Here is an 18,448-nt window from a genome sequence, read left to right as displayed (position 1 = left end):
ATAGATATATATGAACGTCTTTAGAAACAAAAAAATGTGTTAAGACAACATATATATTATAACATATGGTATGTATAAATTGAATTAAATAAACAAAATAGGATAATGAAACTGTCATGCTTCGTAAAATGCTGATCGCCTTGCCTCTTACTAAATCAAGAGGCAAGGCGTCCCACAAAAATCATTCCCTTTTATTGCTTACCTACTGCTTCTTTTAATGTATGCCATGATAGTACTGCGCATTTTACTCTTGCTGGCATGTTTGAAATATTTTTGAAGACTATGGAATCTTCTAGGACTTCAAGTTCTTCTTCATCTGTTATTTCCTTTTTTATCATGGATATGAATTTCCCTGCTAATTCTAGAGCTTCTTCTAGAGTTTTACCTGTGATTAAGTCTATCATCATTGAAGTTGAAGCTTGAGATATGGCACATCCGCTTCCTGTGAATGAGGCTTCTTCAATTTTATCGCCATCACATTTTAATTCCAGTGTTATATCGTCTCCACAGCTTGGATTATGCCCTCTTTGGGTGCAATCAGCAGAATTTAAGTGTCTCTTGTTGTGTCCGCTCTGACTATGCTCTAATATTAATTCTGTATATAACTGATTAAGATCCATAACCTAACCACTTCCTTACATTCTTTAAACTATCTATAAAGATATCTATTTCTGATTTGGTATTGTAAATGTAAAAACTAATTCTTGATGTTGCAGGGGCATTCAGATATTTCATTAAAGGCTGAGCACAGTGATGTCCTGCACGCAGTGCCACACCATAGGTATCAACAATTGTAGATACATCATGAGGGTGACAGCCTTCTACACTAAAGGATATTACAGCTCCTCTATTATCTAAATCCTTAGGTCCATATATTTTTACATATGGAATAGCCATCAATTTTTCTAATGCATAGGATGTTAACTTATGCCCATGTGTATTTATGTTGTCAAGTCCTATTTCCTCTATATAGTCGATTGCAGCTGTCAAACCTACTGCACCTTCCACATTAGGTGTACCTGCTTCAAATCTATGAGGCAGTTCTGCAAATGTTGTATTCTGTTCTTCTACATATTCAATCATATCTCCACCCATTAAAAAAGGTGGCATCTCTTCTAACAGTTCTTCTTTTCCGTATAATACCCCTATGCCCATTGGTCCTAACATCTTATGCCCTGAAAAGACAAGGAAATCAGTATTTATATCTATAACATCTATTTTTATATGAGGAGCACTCTGAGCTCCATCTATAATTGTTATAGCCCCTTTAGAATGAGCATATTCCACAATCTGCTTAACAGGATATACTGTACCTAAAACATTTGACATTTGAGCTATCCCTACTATTTTGGTTTTATCTGTAATCTTTGTGTACACTTCATCCATATTCAGTCTATAATCTTCATTTAGATATATGAATTTTAACTTAGCTTTCTTCAAATTAGCAATTTTCTGCCAAGGCACTATATTACTATGGTGTTCTGATATACATACTACTATTTCATCATCTTCTTCTACATATTTCATCCCATAGGAATAGGCTATTAAATTAAGTGATTCTGTAGCATTTCTCGTAAATATTATCTCCTTATTAGATTTGGCATTAATAAATTCTCTTACCTTTTCTCTTGCATTTTCATATAATTCAGTGGCAGAAACTCCAAGATAATGAGCTCCCCTATTGGGATTTGCATTGTGTTTTTCATAGTAATCTATCATTGCATCCAATACAAAATTTGGTTTATGGGTTGTAGCTGCATTGTCCAAATAAACTAGTGGTTTTCCATTGACCTTTTGTGAAAGAGTTGGAAAATCTTTTCTTATTTGTTTTACATCAAATTTTTTCATCTATTTCCCTCCGTCACTAATCTATGATGAATCTCTTCCCTAACTATAGTTTTCAATTCATCTAAAGGCACTTTATCTATAATTGGATTAAATGAAGCTTCAACTATAATCTTCATTGCTTCTTCTTTATCAAATCCTCGACTCATCATATAGAATAGTTTCTCTTCGTCTACTTTCCCTGCACTTGCAGCATGTTGTCCCTTCACATCATCTTCAGTACATAGTAATAAAGGAACTGCCTGTGATTTTACATCCTTATCAAATAATATCACATATTCTTCTTCACTGCCTTCAGATTTACTGGAGCCTAGTTTAAAATCAATGGTCCCTTTGAAAGCTTTTTTAGCTCTATCCTTAAGTGCTCCTCTTGTTTGAATATTACTTATACTTTTTCTTCCAACATGGTTCATATAATAGTTTAAATCTATCCGTCTATCCTTATCTCCCAAATATATTGAATCTATGGAAGATTTACTTTCATCTTTTAAATTGCTAATATAGTTTGTTACGGATTTTTTGCTGCCAAATTCCACTTGTACATAGTTTACATTCGCTCCATACTCTATAATGGCTAGATTTGAATCAAAATGGTAGGATTTATCATTCATTCTCTGTATCTTTATGATGTCTACATTAGAACCTTCCTTGGCATATATCTTCATGGCTCCATTGTGAAAAGCATCTATATCTTCAGCCGTAGAATAATCTATTACAACCGTTATCTTACTATTCTCCGAGGCTATTATTACGTTATTATCTATGACCACATCATTATCATCATCTAATACATATTCAATCCTTATAGGTTCTTCTATTGTTACATTCCTAGGAACATGAGCAAATACTCCTGTATTATGAAAGTTCTCTGCTAATTCAACTAATTCTTTGGAAACTCCGTATTCACTTTCTTGTTCATTGAGTTTATCCATATATTGATTTAAAGAAATAACATTATTTATATTCCCGATCAGTATATTTTTGTCATTTACTTCTTTTAAGGATTTCTTGTTATATGGCTTTATACTTTTACCTATATCTTCTCCTAATTTTAGGTGGTTCAGTTTAAGCCATTTATATGCTTTTACAGGAAGTGAATTCATCTTTTCTTTAATCTGTATACTCACATTACTACCTCCTATCCTATACTTCCTTCAAGTTCTAACTTAATCAGATTATTCATTTCTACTGCATATTCTAGTGGCAATTCCTTAGCTATTGGCTCTACAAATCCTCTTACTATCATTGCTCTAGCTTCTTCTTCACTGATTCCTCTGCTCATTAGATAAAATATGGCTTCGTCACTTACTCTACCTATTTTTGCCTCATGCCCTATATCCACTTCATCATTTCTTATATCCAATGCTGGTATGGTATCCGATTTGGATTCATTATCAAGCATTAAGGATTCACAGGATACAGTTGCTTTCGAATTATGGGCATTTGGCATGATGTTTAATGTCCCTCTGTAGATTGCAGTACCTCCACCTTTGGATATGGATTTGGTATTTACAGTAGAAGTAGTGTAGGGTGCAGCGTGAACCACTTTAGTTCCTGTATCCAAAAGCTGATCTTTACCTGCAAAAGTGATACCAGTAAATTCGGATCTTGCTCCTTCGCCTTTTAATACACTCATAGGATATAGCATAGAAACCTTTGATCCAAATGAACCTGATACCCATTCAATAGTGCCATTCTCTTCAACTACAGCTCTTTTAGTATTTAAATTGTACATGTTTCTTGACCAATTTTCTATAGTGCTATACCTTAATCTTGCACCTTCCTTTACAAGAAGCTCTACGCATCCTGCATGAAGATTATTGACTGCATATTTTGGCGCTGAGCAGCCTTCTATAAAATGAAGAAAGGCTCCCTTTTCCACTATTATAAGGGTATGTTCAAATTGTCCTGCTCCAGGTGCATTTGATCTAAAATAGGATTGCAATGGAATATCTATGCTTACCCCTTCAGGTACATACACAAATGAACCGCCAGACCACACAGCTCCGTGTAGTGCTGCAAATTTGTGATCACCTGGTGGTACTACTGTCATGAAGTATTCTTTTATTGTGTCTTCATATTCTCTCATTGCAGTCTCCATATCTGTATATACAACCCCTTGTTTAGAGAGATATCCTTTAAGGTTATGATATACAACTTCTGAATCATATTGGGCCCCTACTCCAGCTAAAGATTTATGCTCTGCCTCTGGTATTCCTAGTGCAGTAAATGTATTCTTTATTTCATCTGGCACATCTTCCCAACTGTATTTCATATCTGTGTTAGGCTTTACATAAGTAACTATGTTTTCTATATCCAAATCATTCAAATTAGGCCCCCACACAGGAACATCTAATTTATTATATATCTCTAGAGATTTTAGACGGAACTCTGTCATCCAAGAGGGTTCATCCTTCTTTTTAGAAATCTCTTTTACTATTTCTGGTGTTAACCCTTTTTCTGCTTTATAACTATAGTTGGATTCATCCTTCCTGTTATATATTCCACGTTCTATATCCTCTACATAGGTTTTCTTTGTACTTCTATCCACTTATATCACATCCTATTCTTTAGAGCTTCAAATCCATCTTTTTCAATTATTTCAATTAGACTTGCATCTCCACTTTTAACAACTTTACCATCTATTATAAAATGAACATAATCGGGTTCTAAGTATTCCAATATCTTACTATGATGAGTGATAATTATAATGGAATTCTCGTCAGTTTTGTATTTTTTAACTCCATTAGCTACAATTTTTACAGCATCCACATCAAGACCTGAATCAGTTTCATCTAATATAGCTACTTTTGGTTCTAAAATTAACATTTGAAGTATTTCGCTTTTTTTCTTCTCTCCACCTGAAAATCCTTCGTTTAGATATCTTGAAGCGTATTCTTCATCCATCTCAAGTAATTTCATCTTTTCCTTTAACATCTTTTTAAATTTCATGATCTTAATTGGTTTATCCTCTATTGCCATCTTTGATGAACGCAAGAAGTTTTCAAGGGTAATACCTGGTACTTCTTCAGGGTATTGAAAAGATAAAAACATTCCAAGTTTTGCTCTTTCATCCACTTTTAAATTATTTATTTTTTGTCCCTGAAATTCGATTTCCCCTTCTGTGATCTCATGCTTAGGATGTCCCATAAGTATATTTGCCAAAGTGGACTTACCTGCCCCATTAGGTCCCATGATTACATGGATTTCACCCTTATTGACTTCTAAATTAAGTCCTTTCAATATTTCTTTGTCTGCTATCTTTGAATGAAGATTGTTTATTGATAAAAATTTATTCGTCATGATCAATTCTCCTTATTATTTAATTCTTACTGTTTTACTATGAATTAAGGATAACATAATTTTATTGCGTTCGCAACTATTTTTTATGAAAAAAGTTAATCCCATGGAATTTTCTATAAAAATTCATGGGATTAACTAACCAATTATGTTTTAACAACAGTCTTTATCACAAATAGCACATCTATTATTGTCTACTATAGAATGGCCCATTCTCTTTATTAAGTCTACAAATACCTGACCCTCCATGCCAGTCAAATTATTCAATAATTTATTTTCCCATTTATTCATCAAATCTAAAACCTTTGGTTTTATATCAATGGCTTTATCCGTTAAATATATTCTTTTGATTCTCTTATCGTTTTCATCTGGTCTTCTGATTACGTATCCTTCCTGTTCTAATTTTTTAATGGCTCTAGTAGTATTTGATCCATCTATGCTTAAATAGGATGAAAGTTTTTCTTGACTAATACCATCGCAATAATAGAGTTCCAATAAAAACATTATCTGACCACTGCCTATGTTATACTCCTTTAACCCTTCGTATACAAAACTTAATGATAATCTATGAAGTACGGAAAACCATCTTCCAATGTAATCGTCTGGACAATTTTTCAAGTTTATTCCTCCATTCTTTTCTTTAGTATAACATATTAAAATTGCGTGAGCAATTACTTGACTATTAGGTCTAATGAATATATATCTGTTCTTCTATGTTTAAGTAATGGCAATTCTTGTCTAACTTTTTGTATACAATCAAAATTGATATCTACAATCCTATATCCTTCTTTTTCGTCCATTCTTTCTATTATATTTCCCCATGGAGATACTACCATTGAATTTGCATATGATATATAATTAGAATCTTCATCTCTAGCTGGAGCAACTCCAATGGTATAAACTTGATTGTCCAATGCTCTTGACCTAAACATGATTTCCCAATGCGCTGGACCCGTGGTCATATTAAATGCAGCTGGTACTATTATAGCCTTTGCGCCTTTTTGTGCAAATATCCTTCCCACTTCAGGGAACCTGAAGTCATAACAGATTGCTAGTCCAAATTTGCCAAATTCAGTATCAAAAACATTTAACTCCTCTCCTGGAGATAGAGTGTCAGACTCTTTAAAGTATTGACCTCCTTCAACATCGATATCAAACAAATGCATCTTTCTATGTTTACCAATCTTATTTCCGCTTCTATCGAATACAAAGGACGTATTATATACTCTTCCCATATCCTCTTCAGGAACAGATCCAGCTACTAGATAAATATTATTTTCATCTGCTAATTTTGAAAGTGAAGTGTAAGTCTCTCCCCCTTCTTTTTCTGCATATTTAGGAAAATTCTCTGTATCATAAGGACAATTAAACATCTCTGGAAGTACTGCAATATCAGCTCCATTTTTAGTTACTTCTTTAATATAATCTCCTGCTCTTCTTATATTTTCCTTCTTATCCTCAACAACTCTCATCTGTATTATTCCTATTTTCACATTCTTCATAATACTTAACCCCTCCTATAACCTAATTAAAATCCATGCCACTTAACGCCAATAATACTTGCGAAGGTAAATAAAATAGCCATATTGATATAAGAGATATATTATACAATAGCCCATCTGTTATATTTATAATCCCAAATATATTATATAATGCTACATTTATATCACATAATAGAAAAAGAATCATACCTATAGCTACCATGATCCCATTTGGTTTTGGGTATAACCTGTGTGTATATGTCTTTATAGCTTTGATAACGCTGATTAGTAAGCATATGCCATAAAATATGGCTATCATAATCAATAAGTCTATCTTTATGAATAGCAAATTAGTAATTATGAAAGCTATTAATATAATTACTAAGATTATGGTAATATTTCTAACAGTTATCTTCCAACTTTCAATATCATATCTAACTGAATATATTATCTGAACTATACAAAATGCCCCTACTCCTAGTATATAATAACTATCTATCGTTAAAAGAAATAAATCTGCAACTACAGTAAAAAAAAGCCCTATTTGGAGTAATTTTATATTCACAGTATCAAAGACATTTTCTTTTCCTAATATGGAAACAGTAAAACAAAGTATTATAGATGTAAATTTAAGACTATCTGATAATCTGATTAACTGTGGATTCAATATATCTATGTATAGGAATGAAAAGTAAAGTACTATGATTAATATTAATAGGATTTTTATAGTTATTAAACTATAATGTCTATTTTCCATATGAAACATCCTTATCTTTAGACGAAAATAATGTCAAACCCAATTATATTAATTTGTCTATTTATCAAATATTATGCATATTTCATTATCAATTATATCATAATGCTCAGATGTTATTGCTTTCTTCTAAAAATGACCAATACATCATCAAAGCATTGTTTTCCGTAATATACTATTTATTCTACATATTTTTCATAAATCCTCCATAACATATTGTCCAAAGACTAAAAATATTAAAAATAGCATGTATTGACTAAATTAATTTTGTATGCTAGAATTTTACTAAGAAAGGAAGTGGACTGAAAAAGTGGACGATTCGCCTTACCCTGACCTGAATTTAGAATTTATTTTACATAAAACTGATTTGAAAAATATAATCAAAATTTACCAGACACGTAAATAATGGCATTTATCTGTAATTGCCCTTGTTTTTGTGTCTTTTTTTAACCCGTCTATACTATACTATTATTTAGGAGGTTGTTGAATTGTCAGACGTTTCTGTAGGGTGGCAACTTACCCTTCAAGTTGCTTTGATAATCATTAATGGAATCTTTGCATGTGCAGAAATTGCAGTTCTGTCAGCAAATGAAAATAGGCTGGAATCTATGGAAAAGGATGGCAACAAACGTGCTAAAAGAATTCTACACCTAATAGAAGAACCTTCGCGTTTTCTTTCAACTATACAGGTAGGTATTACTTTTGCTGGCTTTCTTGCAAGTGCTTTTGCTGCAGATAACTTTGCCAGTCGATTAGTAAATTTAGTTATAGAATTAGGAGTTAATATAAATCCTGCTACATTGAATACAATATCTGTAATAGTAATTACACTGATACTATCGTATTTTACTCTAGTATTTGGAGAATTAGTTCCAAAAAGAGTCGCTATGAAAAATCCTGAAAAAATCTCTTTAATTATTTCCGGTATTGTACTCACAGTTTCAAAGTTATTCAATCCTTTGGTATGGTTATTGACTAAATCCACCAATGGTGTCTTACATCTCATAGGAATAGATCCATTTGCAGATGACAATAAAGTTACAGAAGAAGATATACGTATGATGGTAGATGAAGGTAGTGTAAAAGGTTCTATCAATCCTAATGAGCAAGAGATGATACACAATGTATTCGAATTTGATAACAAATTTGCTGAAGATGTAATGACTCATAGAACTGAAGTAAGTTTATTATGGCTAGATGAAAGTGAAGAAGATTGGGATAAAACAATTTATGAAAGTAGACATACGTATTATCCAGTATGCCATGAAAGTACGGATAATATCATTGGAGTACTGAATACTAAGGATTATTTTCGACTTGAAGATAAATCTAGAAAAAATGTATTAGAAATTGCTGTACGACCTGCCTATTTTATACCAGAAACAGTACGTACAGATATATTATTTCATAACATGAAAAAAACTAGAAATCATTTTGCAGTCGTTTTAGATGAGTACGGTGGTATGACTGGTATTATAACTATTAATGACCTATTAGAACAATTGGTAGGAGATCTCGATGACGATAATACAATACCAGTAGAACCACCACCTATTGAAAGAATTGATTCTAGAACTTGGAAAATACAAGGATGTGCTCCTCTGGAATTGGTTACTAGACAATTGGATATTACACTCCCTGAAGATGAAGAATCCGACACTTTCGGTGGACTTGTGTTTGGATTATTGGGTACTGTTCCAGCTGATGGAAGCACTCCTGAATTAGAAGCTTTTGGTCTTCAAATTAAGGTAACATCCATCAAAGACCATCGAATGGAAAGAGCTGTGGTCTATGTACAACCAAAACAAAATAAAGAAGATGAAATGGATGAAACAAAAGAAAAAGAATAGGAGACAAATATTCATCTCCTATTCTCCTGATATAGCCAATTTCTTAACCTTTATGGATGGAGATCCTACTCCATTCATTCCAAATTTAAAGTCCTTGCCTACTTCTTCAATATCCATTAGGGTTTCAAAGAAATTACCAGCTATAGTTATTTGATTTATTGGTCTTTTTATTTTACCATCTTCTATTTTATAACCCTGAGCTGAAAGTGAATAATCTCCAGATACTGGATTTAACCCTGAATGCAATCCTTGGACATCAGTAATCATTACACCAGCATCCATAGTTGCTAATAATTCATCTAAGGACTTTTCTCCCTTTTCCACACATAAATTAGTAATAGACGTTGATATGGAAGATTTATATGAATTTCTAAAGCCATTCCCCGTAGACTCTACACCATCCTTTAATGCAGCTTTCCAATTATATAGATAGGTTTTTAATATACCTTTGTCTATTATCTTGTTGATTCTTGTTGCTGTACCCTCTCCGTCAAAAGAGCTGGCATTAAATCCTTCCTCTATAAAAGGATCATCTATTAATGTAAAGTTACTATTGGCAATCTGTTCTCCGACTTTATCCTTTAATAAAGATAGCCCTTTTTGAACATTTTCTGCAGAAAAAATGGATTGAAAAGCTCCTAATATATCTGCAAATACATCATTTCTTAGTACTACTTTATATTCCTTAGATTTTATTGATTTTGCGCCTAAACGCGATATTGCCTCATCTACTGCTTCCTTTGCTAATTTTTTATAATCAAGTTCTGAAAAGTCTTTAACTATTGCATAACTTAATCCTGTTTTAGTATCTTCTCCCACTTTTGCTACAACCATTATAATTGAGACAGCTAAATTCATATCATCTTTTAAGTTCAAGCCTCTTGTATTCATTAAATATCTACTATTTTCTATTTCTTGGTATTCACAATAATTTACTGTTGCAATCCTTGAATCAAGACTAAGTGCTTCCTTCTCCAAAGCTTTTACAAATTCAATTTTGTCTTCTAGGGGAATATTCTTGAGGTTTTCGTTGAAACTGTTTAATTCTTTATATTCTTTAGAACCTGAGAATATTAATTCCTTTTCTTTTGCATCTATATATTTACCATTCTCATAAGCATCTTCTATTAAAATATCAATGGAGGATTCATCTACTTTTTCAGTATATGAATAACCCATATTATCATTGCAAATTCCTCTTAAAGAAAGTCCCTCTGTGTCTGATATGTTATATTTATCTATTTCTCCTTTATATACTGCTATTTCAATTTCCTTGGATCTCTGTATATAGGTTTCCATATCCTCAAATCTGTCTTTCCCTGCTTCAAATATCTTTTTAGATAAGTTCTCATATTTCATATTATTCTTCCCCCTTTCTCCCACCAATGGTTAATGCTTTAACTCTAATAGTTGGCTGCCCTACATTGGTTGGTATGGAGCCGCTTTCTGAACCGCACATTCCTTGTCCACAGGTTTGATTATTGCCTACCATATCTATATTTTCCAATACTTTAGCACCAGTTCCTATAAGAGTTGCACCTCTTACTGGTCTAGTTATCTTGCCATTTTCTATTAAATAACCTTCCATTACTGCAAAGTTAAAATCCCCTGTAGCTGGATTTACACTTCCACCACCTAATTTTTTAGCAAATAATCCCTTTTGAGTACTTGATATAATATCCTCGAATGTGGATTCTCCATTAGCTATAAATGTATTACTCATCCTTGATGTAGGGGCAAACTTATAGGACTGTCTTCTTCCTGAACCAGTTGATTTCATCTTCATTCTTCTTCCATTCAATTTGTCTATTAGATAGGATTTAAGTATCCCATTTTCTATAAGTATATTTCTTTGAGTTGGTGTTCCTTCATCATCTATGTTTAGAGAACCCCAATTGTTCGGCAAGGTACCATCATCTATGGCAGTTACTACTGGAGATGCTATTTGTTGACCCAATTTGCCACTAAATACTGAATTCCTCTTAGCCACAGAAGTCGCTTCCAATGAATGTCCACAAGCCTCATGGAACAATACTCCTCCAAACTCATTATGGATAACTACTGGCATAACTCCACTTGGACAATAATCCGCCAACATCATTGTTTTAGCAATTCTTGATGCTTCATTTCCTATTTCTTCTACATTGATATCATCAAAAAATTCAAATCCCTTAGCCGCCCCTGGACCATAAAAACCTATTTGCATTTCTCCATTTTTAGATGCTACAGATTGAATTTTGCACCTAGTTCTTACGCGCTTATCCTCTACCATCAATCCTTCTGAGTTGGCTATTAGTATATTTTGTTCTTCATCAAAATAGCCAGCTGTAACTTGAGTTATAAGAGAATCATAATTTTTAGCATTTTCATATCCTCTTTTTAATAATTCTACCTTCTTACCTTTATCTATGGTATTAGGTATCACTTTTATTGGATTTATATTTCTTGTAGTTGATTTCATCAAATTTAATACTATATCTTTTTTGTTTGATTTTATGGCTAATGCTGCTTCTTTTGCTACCTTTATCAAGTTACCTTCTGTTGAATCATTGGTATAAGCATAAACACTATTTAATCCATCAAATATTCTAATTCCAATACCATAATCTCTACCTGATATGCTGTTTTCAACAAATCCTCCTACCATGTTAATGTTTGTATTGTATCTATCTTCTATAAATATCTCTGCAAAATCTCCTCCTGTAGAAAGAGCTGCACTAAGTACATTTTCTATAACTTTTTTACTAAGCAAAAAATTACCCCCTTTAATAAAAACTTCCTTATATCTTCTATTATAGATTGTTTCAAATAGCTTATTTAAATCTTTATCTATGGTTCCACGTCAATTCCTGCCATCTTCATAAGATAAAGGGCATTTCGTGTAGTTGAAGAACCAGAACGTAATTTGTAATCAAAGTATATTTTATTATGCTTGTAATACTCTTGAAAATGATAGTTTGCTATTCTGTCATTTTCCTCTTCCAAGTCGCAGAGTTCAAGGTCATGAGTAGATACCATTCCAATGGAATTGGTATGACTTAACTTATTAATAAGTACTTTAGCACCAGTATGGCGATCTAGAGAATTGGTACCTTTAAATATCTCATCTAGCAAGAAAAAAATCTTCTCTCCTGATTCTGATTCCTTTACAATATCCTTTATTCTTAAAAGTTCCGCATAGAAAGATGATATGTTATCACTGAGGTCATCAGTAACATTCATGCAGGTGTATATCTTCATAATAGATGCACGAAAATATTTTGCACATACTGGTGCACCTGCATATGCCAGTACTAGATTGATACCTGCTGTTCTTAGCAGTGTGCTCTTTCCTGACATATTCGAGCCAGTAATTAACATTACCTTTACATTTTTATCAATGGTCAAATCGTTATGCACTCTATCCTTTGTGATTAAGGGATGCCCTATATCTTTTGATATAAGTTTTGTCTCTTCATCATCAATTATTGGCATTACCCAGTCAGGGTTTTCAAATCTAATTATTGCAAGACTTGACAATGCTTCAATTTTTCCTAGAGCATCTAGCCAATTCTTAAGAAGATGCCCAGATTTATACTTCCATTTCTCAAGGTCTATAATAAGCTGAAAATCCCACAATGTTAATATATTAAAGATAAAATAAAGTGAATTCCTTCTATTTGAGATGGAGTCAATTATTGAAGATAAAGAATCTATTTGTTTATAGGCTTCAAGACCATTCTCGTTTTTAATTCCATCCTTTATTTTGTTGATATGTTTAGATTTAAAATTTTGTTCTTCAAATAATCTTAGCATATTATAATATATTCTCAAATCATTATTATAATTCTCTGATATATTGAACATCTGAAATCGCTCTATTCTTTTATGGCGAATCAAAACGTACTGAACTATTAATGCAATTATCGGCCAATACCAAGGTATTATATTCATTACAAGCCCTGTTAAAACAAAACCAATAGTGATACATGGCAATATTCTAAAAATAGTAATAACCCAAGGCTTTCTGAAGTCTTCATTCCTTTCATTCGCCCAAGTTATCAGATTTTCTGGATTATGCATTTTCTCTGATATAACCATTCCCTCTGCCAAAAATCTCTGTCTCCAATTAAGCATTGTGCCCAATTCTTCTATCGCCTCTTGTCTTTGATAAATGTCATCACTATTTCCAACTACTTCGGATAACAATTGTTTAAGTTTTTGTCTTCCAACAAAGGTATTAACTGCATTTATATATTGGAAAAGAGAGTTCTTGCCGAATATATAAAGGTCTACTAAATAGTTATGATTGTCATCCTTAAAGTCCTCTCCATCATCTTCAAATGTATTCCATTCCCCTTTTAGTCGTTTCAACGATTTAATATTTATGTCTCTAAGCAAAGCAGTATATTTTATCCTTTTTTTCAGCTTCTTATGGGATATAACAAGATAAATAAATGTAGTTACAAAAACAACCAAACTTAAAGCAAGAATTATAAATCTATGAGTCAAATAAGCATAAACAGCAACACTAATTCCTACTATAAAGATCAAAAGCCTTAAGTTGCTTATCTGTCGTTCTCCTTTTTTCTGTTTTTCTAGCAGTTTATTATAACTTTTCTTTCTTCTTTCGTACTTCCTTTTGATAGTTTCCAAATATTTAGTACCTCCTTATAAACTATACTACATAAATTACCATTCTTATTATGCTTTCCTTTTAATGAGGTATTAATGATATAAATTATTTAGATTTAATAGTCGAATAAAAAACAGTGCCTAGAATAATAATTCCTCCCAAAACTTCTCTTAAAGTTGGTATTTCTTTTACCAAAAAAATAGCGAAAATAATGCCATATACTGGCTCAAGACTCGATATAATTGCAGCTGTTTGTGTTTTAATATTCTTTAATCCATTTATGAATAAAGTATGAGAAATCCCAGTAAAAACTATTCCTAATAATATGAGTAATAGTATATCCTTAGGTTGAAAAACTGGCTTTTGTAAAAATAAAAAAGGCATTAATATAATTGTTGCCACAAATTGTTCGTAAAAAGCAATTAATGAACTTGAATAATCTTTTACATATTTTCTATTAAATATTGAAAGAACTGCATATGTAAAACCAGATATTAATCCTAGTAAAACTCCATGAGTTAAATTGTTTTCCACTTCAAACTTCGGAACGACAAAAACTACACCTAAGAAGGTAATGAGTGCAATTACAATATCTGATAGCTTAATTTTCTCCTTAAAAAAATATGGTTCAAGAAAAGTAACGAAAACTGGAAATGTGGAAAATGTAAGTAGTCCTATTGCTACTGTAGACACTTGAATAGATGCAAAAAAGGTACTCCAATGGATTGCTAAAATCACACCCATCACAACCAAATAAAAATAATCCTTATTGCATTTTAATTTTATATCCTTCTTAAAATATAACATTATACCCAATAAAAAAATGCTTGAAAAGAAAACCCTTCCAAGAACAATTATAATTGATGACAGAGATAATAATTTACCAAATAATCCTGATATGCCAAACAAAAAAACAGCTAAATGAATTTTTATCAGGCTTTTATCTTTCATATCCATAATGATCCCCCCCTAATATGACTATAAGTCTATATGAAAAATTGTATCAGTTAAATGGTGAAAATACAATAATAGACATGAACAATAATCAACTATTTAATAGTCCTACCTACAGCTTAATAAATACTGTATGATTTCAAGATGAACTAAACTTATCAGCCTCCAATAATTTCTTAGATGTTATTAAAATGGATAGAAAAATTATAATGGCACTGATAATCCAAATTCTAGGAATTGAAATATACTTTATCATAATGCTATTTGCTATAGAACCTAGTAACATGCCAATTTGTAAAATTAATGAATTTAATGATAATATGGATGCTCTGATCTTATTAGATATTTCTCTATTTAGAATAACGGCTTCAGGTATATTAGCCATTCCAAATATTAAGTATGTTATTATATAACAGACGATAAATGATGAAATATTTGTCTGCAACGCTGTAAATACTATTGAAATACTCATTAATACACGAAGAACTAAATATATCTTTCTAGAGTTGAATCTATCAATATTCTTATTTGAAATAAGGCTCCCAGCCATTGCAGCAACTAAATATAAAAAAGCAACAATACCAAGTAGAAACAGTTGATCATTATTAGTCTGTAAGGATATAAAATGAGGTTGCCAGTATGTCTCCAAAGCGCTTAAAAAATATCCTGTAGCAAAGACTGAAATAAAAATACATATTACATTTTTACTATTAACTATAAACAAAGAACTTCTTTTCACATGTTCAATTACTGATATTCTTTCTTCTTTTTGTTGTAGATTTGCTTCATTAACAAAAATTATCACAAGGATTATAAGGATTATAGTCATTACTATTTGAACAACAAGATTTAAGTCATATGTTCCAAAAATAGGAGACCAACCATTTGAAATTTCTGGCAAGATACCTCCTGATAAAGATCCTGCTGCTAAACCTAATGCATCCAAAACATTTATGCGAGTAGTAATATCATGCAGTTTATTCTTTCCAAATACGTCAATATAGCTGTCTATAAAAAGTGCATCAAAAGAACCTGTTGATATAGCTCTATTTAGTCCATATAATATTATTCCTATAGACATAATAAAAAAACCCCTACCTAGCAATATGACTAATGAACTTAATAATGATATAATTAATGATATACAAAATGTTTTTTTCTACCAATTACGTCTGACATAATCCCAGAAGGTAATTCAAAAGATATTATTATAAACGAGTATATACTCATTATGATAGACAAACTGCTTAACGATACTTCCTTTTCTAATAGTACTAAGCTTAATACTGGCACTAGTAGTCCTAATACATATGATCTTATGAAAAATATTAGAGAATAAATATTTAGTCTCATTTTGCTACTCCCTTCATCTATATAGGTCTGACCTAAATGCAATTAGAGCAAATTCAAATGGGTGAGTATCAGTAGATGCTTTTGAATGATTATTTATAAATTGATTAATTATGTCATATAACTCATTAGCATCTTCTGTTGTTAGATGAACTACACCAGATAAAAGATCTACTACTTTATTCCCCTTATTATACTCTTCAATTATTATAGGTCTCTTTTCAGTAATAAGGGCTTGGTAGTTATTATATGTTTCAAACAACATATTTTTCGCTATAGCATCCCGATCTAAAGCTAAATCATCATCTATATATCCTCCAATGCTAACAGTTTTTTCAGTTAATTTAAGATATTTGGCTCTTATACCATTTATGATTTCACTATGGTCAAATTCAATTATTCCTATTTCCTGCAGCTGCTTTATATGATGCTGCGCTGATGATGGAGATATATTGAGCTTATCTGCTATATGTTTAGAAGTAATAGGTTTGCCTTCTATCTCCATTTGCTTAATTATTTTTTGTCTAATAGGCGACATGAAAATTTTAAGTTCTTTTTCTGTTTTAAGTATAATTTTATTATTGTTCATATTTACCTCCCAATATATAATCGTTACATTAATTCTAACATTATACTTTCTATAATGTCAAGGGATATTTATCCAATAAAAAACCTGCTATAAAAGCAAGTTTTTTATGTCATACACCTAAGTAATTTAGTCTATTATTGCACAATATATAAATTATATCCCTTTCAATATATTAACCCCACCACGCTATCAAAACAATTAATGAAAATGCAGATATAACTATACCTATTAAAGCATTAATACCTAAGTATATATAATTTCTTTCTTTCGAACTTTATTTTGTTTATTAACCTTGGATACCAATATAGGTGAACTCAAGAAGAAAAGTATGCTAAGTATTGTTGCAATGCTTATACCTACCATTAAAGGTATAGTTAAATTATCATACAAAGAATAAGCAATGTCTTGAGCATATACTCCTAATGCAATAGCCAAAAACATGCTTCCATATAAAAGTAACCTTGCTTTATTTCTTTCTTTAACCAATATTTTCACCTCTATTAAATTTAATTTAGTTGTTATACATTATACTACTGATATAAAAATAAAATCCTTAATACTAATTATCTATTTCTCGTTCAAAAATAATTTCAAACTCCATTGGTACACCGTTAGAGGCATATTTCACAGGAAAAATTTGTACTAATCTCCAACCTTCTTTAGCATATTTATCAATGATTTCATTATGATTTTCTAAGTCTGATACAAAAAATCCTTTTAGAGCTAATTTTACACTTTTATATTGATACATAGGTTTTCCTCCCACTATCTAATATTAATCTCTTTAAATACATTTCCTTCAAGATCTTTTATTGTAAAAACATCTCCTTCTAAAACGCCATAAGTATGTGGGTTATTTTCCTTTGGTAATGTGATTGAACCTGGATTTATTATAAATATATTATCTTTCTTTTTAGCTACAGGTATATGAGTATGTCCGTATATGAATATGCTTCCATCACCTAATTTTGGCATATTGTTTTCATTATATATGTGACCATGAGTTAAAAACAATCTCTTATTTTTATAAAGAATTGTAGAGTATGTTGCCATAATTGGAAAGTTGATTACCATTTCATCTACTTCGCTATCACAGTTTCCTCGTACTGCTATTATTTTATCTGCAAATCTGTTAAGCGTTTCGGTTACCCTTTTTGGATTATATTCTTTAGGCAGTGGATTCCTTGCTCCATGGTATAATTCGTCACCTAATATTACTATATAATCCGCCTCTTCTTCTTTAAATCTTTCCAATGATTTATTTAAAAAATAAAGTGAGCCATGTATATCTGACATGAAAAAAAGTTTCATATTTATTCATCCTCTCTTATGCAATTTTACTTAATGTCCTCTACAAACTGAATTTTTAGACCGTTAGGATCTTCCACAAAGAAAAATCTTACGTGTGGATTTGGTTCAAATGGACCACTATGAATATCTACACCCTTTTTCTTTACAAATTTCATCATTTCATCTACTGAATCCACTTTAAAACCTAATGAAATATCCTGTCCAATATTTACATTATCATTCTCCATATTGCATATTAACTCAATATTAATTTCGCCATCTCCTAGAAATATGATTTCAAGTTCTGGGCCAGCCTTAAATCTATTACTTTCTTTGAGCCCAACTATTTCCTTATAAAATTTTAAAGACTCTTCCATATTTTTAACATGAATTGTACACCAACAAAATTTCATTTTATAT

At 31.4% G+C, this 18,448-nt stretch carries 20 protein-coding genes; 1 reads left to right on the top strand and 19 read right to left on the bottom strand.

The window, feature by feature from the left end:
• Nucleotides 1-191: 191 nt before the first annotated feature.
• The 8 genes from sufU to K8M07_RS09950 form a co-directional block, all read right to left on the bottom strand.
• A complete protein-coding gene (gene sufU / locus K8M07_RS09985) occupies nucleotides 192-620 on the bottom strand; it encodes a Fe-S cluster assembly sulfur transfer protein SufU (RefSeq protein WP_223378398.1) in 429 nt (142 codons plus the stop codon).
• Complete coding sequence (locus tag K8M07_RS09980) at nucleotides 610-1,848, bottom strand: cysteine desulfurase (RefSeq protein WP_223378396.1); 1,239 nt, start codon at nucleotides 1,846-1,848, stop codon at nucleotides 610-612. Before K8M07_RS09980 ends, sufU begins: the two co-directional genes overlap by 11 nt.
• Nucleotides 1,845-2,972: a Fe-S cluster assembly protein SufD gene (gene sufD / locus K8M07_RS09975; protein ID WP_223378394.1), complete on the bottom strand. Its 1,128-nt coding sequence runs from the start codon at nucleotides 2,970-2,972 to the stop codon at nucleotides 1,845-1,847. The genes K8M07_RS09980 and sufD overlap by 4 nt, the downstream gene beginning before the upstream one ends.
• 11 nt (nucleotides 2,973-2,983) lie before the next feature.
• A complete protein-coding gene (gene sufB, locus K8M07_RS09970) occupies nucleotides 2,984-4,396 on the bottom strand; it encodes a Fe-S cluster assembly protein SufB (protein ID WP_317845495.1) in 1,413 nt (470 codons plus the stop codon).
• Nucleotides 4,397-4,401: 5 nt separating this feature from the next.
• A complete protein-coding gene (gene sufC, locus K8M07_RS09965; protein ID WP_223378392.1) occupies nucleotides 4,402-5,148 on the bottom strand; it encodes a Fe-S cluster assembly ATPase SufC in 747 nt (248 codons plus the stop codon).
• 150 nt (nucleotides 5,149-5,298) lie between these two features.
• On the bottom strand, nucleotides 5,299-5,763 hold the full coding sequence (locus K8M07_RS09960) for a MarR family winged helix-turn-helix transcriptional regulator (protein ID WP_223378390.1): 465 nt from the start codon (nucleotides 5,761-5,763) through the stop codon (nucleotides 5,299-5,301).
• Between the two features lie 53 nt (nucleotides 5,764-5,816).
• Nucleotides 5,817-6,647: a carbon-nitrogen hydrolase family protein gene (locus tag K8M07_RS09955; RefSeq protein ID WP_223378388.1), complete on the bottom strand. Its 831-nt coding sequence runs from the start codon at nucleotides 6,645-6,647 to the stop codon at nucleotides 5,817-5,819.
• Nucleotides 6,648-6,669: 22 nt separating this feature from the next.
• Nucleotides 6,670-7,383 carry a lysoplasmalogenase family protein gene (locus K8M07_RS09950; protein ID WP_223378386.1) on the bottom strand — a complete coding sequence of 238 codons (714 nt, stop codon included), beginning with the start codon at nucleotides 7,381-7,383 and terminating at the stop codon, nucleotides 6,670-6,672.
• Between the two features lie 485 nt (nucleotides 7,384-7,868).
• Here K8M07_RS09950 and K8M07_RS09945 point away from each other — a divergent pair, with 485 nt between their 5' ends.
• Nucleotides 7,869-9,230 carry a hemolysin family protein gene (locus K8M07_RS09945; RefSeq protein WP_223378384.1) on the top strand — a complete coding sequence of 454 codons (1,362 nt, stop codon included), beginning with the start codon at nucleotides 7,869-7,871 and terminating at the stop codon, nucleotides 9,228-9,230.
• Between the two features lie 18 nt (nucleotides 9,231-9,248).
• Here K8M07_RS09945 and K8M07_RS09940 read toward each other — a convergent pair whose 3' ends face one another.
• The 11 genes from K8M07_RS09940 to K8M07_RS09890 all read right to left on the bottom strand — a co-directional run bounded on the left by K8M07_RS09940 (nucleotide 9,249) and on the right by K8M07_RS09890 (nucleotide 18,441).
• On the bottom strand, nucleotides 9,249-10,589 hold the full coding sequence (locus K8M07_RS09940; RefSeq protein WP_223378382.1) for a TldD/PmbA family protein: 1,341 nt from the start codon (nucleotides 10,587-10,589) through the stop codon (nucleotides 9,249-9,251).
• A 1-nt stretch (nucleotide 10,590) separates the two neighbouring features.
• Nucleotides 10,591-11,982, bottom strand: a complete 1,392-nt coding sequence (locus K8M07_RS09935) for a TldD/PmbA family protein (protein ID WP_223378380.1) — start codon at nucleotides 11,980-11,982, stop codon at nucleotides 10,591-10,593.
• Nucleotides 11,983-12,059: 77 nt separating this feature from the next.
• The gene (locus tag K8M07_RS09930; protein WP_223378372.1) at nucleotides 12,060-13,865 is read right to left on the bottom strand and encodes a MutS family DNA mismatch repair protein; all 1,806 of its coding nucleotides are present in this window, start codon (nucleotides 13,863-13,865) and stop codon (nucleotides 12,060-12,062) included.
• A gap of 85 nt (nucleotides 13,866-13,950) precedes the next feature.
• A complete protein-coding gene (locus K8M07_RS09925; RefSeq protein WP_223378370.1) occupies nucleotides 13,951-14,802 on the bottom strand; it encodes a DMT family transporter in 852 nt (283 codons plus the stop codon).
• 136 nt (nucleotides 14,803-14,938) lie between these two features.
• Nucleotides 14,939-15,880, bottom strand: a complete 942-nt coding sequence (locus K8M07_RS09920; RefSeq protein WP_223378368.1) for an MFS transporter — start codon at nucleotides 15,878-15,880, stop codon at nucleotides 14,939-14,941.
• A gap of 53 nt (nucleotides 15,881-15,933) precedes the next feature.
• The gene (locus K8M07_RS09915; RefSeq protein WP_223378366.1) at nucleotides 15,934-16,152 is read right to left on the bottom strand and encodes an MFS transporter; all 219 of its coding nucleotides are present in this window, start codon (nucleotides 16,150-16,152) and stop codon (nucleotides 15,934-15,936) included.
• A 13-nt stretch (nucleotides 16,153-16,165) separates the two neighbouring features.
• Nucleotides 16,166-16,738, bottom strand: a complete 573-nt coding sequence (locus K8M07_RS09910; protein WP_223378364.1) for a winged helix-turn-helix domain-containing protein — start codon at nucleotides 16,736-16,738, stop codon at nucleotides 16,166-16,168.
• A gap of 243 nt (nucleotides 16,739-16,981) precedes the next feature.
• Entirely contained in the window at nucleotides 16,982-17,224 is a 243-nt protein-coding gene (locus K8M07_RS09905; protein ID WP_223378362.1) for a hypothetical protein, read from the bottom strand.
• A 73-nt stretch (nucleotides 17,225-17,297) separates the two neighbouring features.
• Nucleotides 17,298-17,489: a DUF4177 domain-containing protein gene (locus tag K8M07_RS09900; protein ID WP_223378360.1), complete on the bottom strand. Its 192-nt coding sequence runs from the start codon at nucleotides 17,487-17,489 to the stop codon at nucleotides 17,298-17,300.
• Between the two features lie 14 nt (nucleotides 17,490-17,503).
• Entirely contained in the window at nucleotides 17,504-18,049 is a 546-nt protein-coding gene (gene yfcE, locus K8M07_RS09895; RefSeq protein WP_223378358.1) for a phosphodiesterase, read from the bottom strand.
• A 26-nt stretch (nucleotides 18,050-18,075) separates the two neighbouring features.
• A complete protein-coding gene (locus K8M07_RS09890) occupies nucleotides 18,076-18,441 on the bottom strand; it encodes a VOC family protein (protein WP_223378356.1) in 366 nt (121 codons plus the stop codon).
• Nucleotides 18,442-18,448 lie beyond the last annotated feature (7 nt).

The organism is Schnuerera sp. xch1, assembly GCF_019931165.1.
Lineage (GTDB): Bacteria > Bacillota > Clostridia > Tissierellales > Tepidimicrobiaceae > JAIOUP01.
The sequence above is the reverse complement of the archived record's forward strand: the minus strand, read 5'-3'. Positions and strand labels throughout refer to the sequence as shown.

What these genes read in the sequence shown, in the direction of transcription:
- sufU (WP_223378398.1), bottom strand. Translation starts at nt 620, where the DNA reads ATGGATCTTAATCAGTTATATACAGAATTAATATTAGAGCATAGTCAG.
- K8M07_RS09980 (WP_223378396.1), bottom strand. Translation starts at nt 1,848, where the DNA reads ATGAAAAAATTTGATGTAAAACAAATAAGAAAAGATTTTCCAACTCTT.
- sufC (WP_223378392.1), bottom strand. Translation starts at nt 5,148, where the DNA reads ATGACGAATAAATTTTTATCAATAAACAATCTTCATTCAAAGATAGCA.
- K8M07_RS09955 (WP_223378388.1), bottom strand. Translation starts at nt 6,647, where the DNA reads ATGAAGAATGTGAAAATAGGAATAATACAGATGAGAGTTGTTGAGGAT.
- K8M07_RS09950 (WP_223378386.1), bottom strand. Translation starts at nt 7,383, where the DNA reads ATGGAAAATAGACATTATAGTTTAATAACTATAAAAATCCTATTAATA.
- K8M07_RS09940 (WP_223378382.1), bottom strand. Translation starts at nt 10,589, where the DNA reads ATGAAATATGAGAACTTATCTAAAAAGATATTTGAAGCAGGGAAAGAC.
- K8M07_RS09925 (WP_223378370.1), bottom strand. Translation starts at nt 14,802, where the DNA reads ATGGATATGAAAGATAAAAGCCTGATAAAAATTCATTTAGCTGTTTTT.
- K8M07_RS09920 (WP_223378368.1), bottom strand. Translation starts at nt 15,880, where the DNA reads ATGTCTATAGGAATAATATTATATGGACTAAATAGAGCTATATCAACA.
- K8M07_RS09915 (WP_223378366.1), bottom strand. Translation starts at nt 16,152, where the DNA reads ATGAGACTAAATATTTATTCTCTAATATTTTTCATAAGATCATATGTA.
- K8M07_RS09910 (WP_223378364.1), bottom strand. Translation starts at nt 16,738, where the DNA reads ATGAACAATAATAAAATTATACTTAAAACAGAAAAAGAACTTAAAATT.
- K8M07_RS09900 (WP_223378360.1), bottom strand. Translation starts at nt 17,489, where the DNA reads ATGTATCAATATAAAAGTGTAAAATTAGCTCTAAAAGGATTTTTTGTA.
- yfcE (WP_223378358.1), bottom strand. Translation starts at nt 18,049, where the DNA reads ATGAAACTTTTTTTCATGTCAGATATACATGGCTCACTTTATTTTTTA.
- K8M07_RS09890 (WP_223378356.1), bottom strand. Translation starts at nt 18,441, where the DNA reads ATGAAATTTTGTTGGTGTACAATTCATGTTAAAAATATGGAAGAGTCT.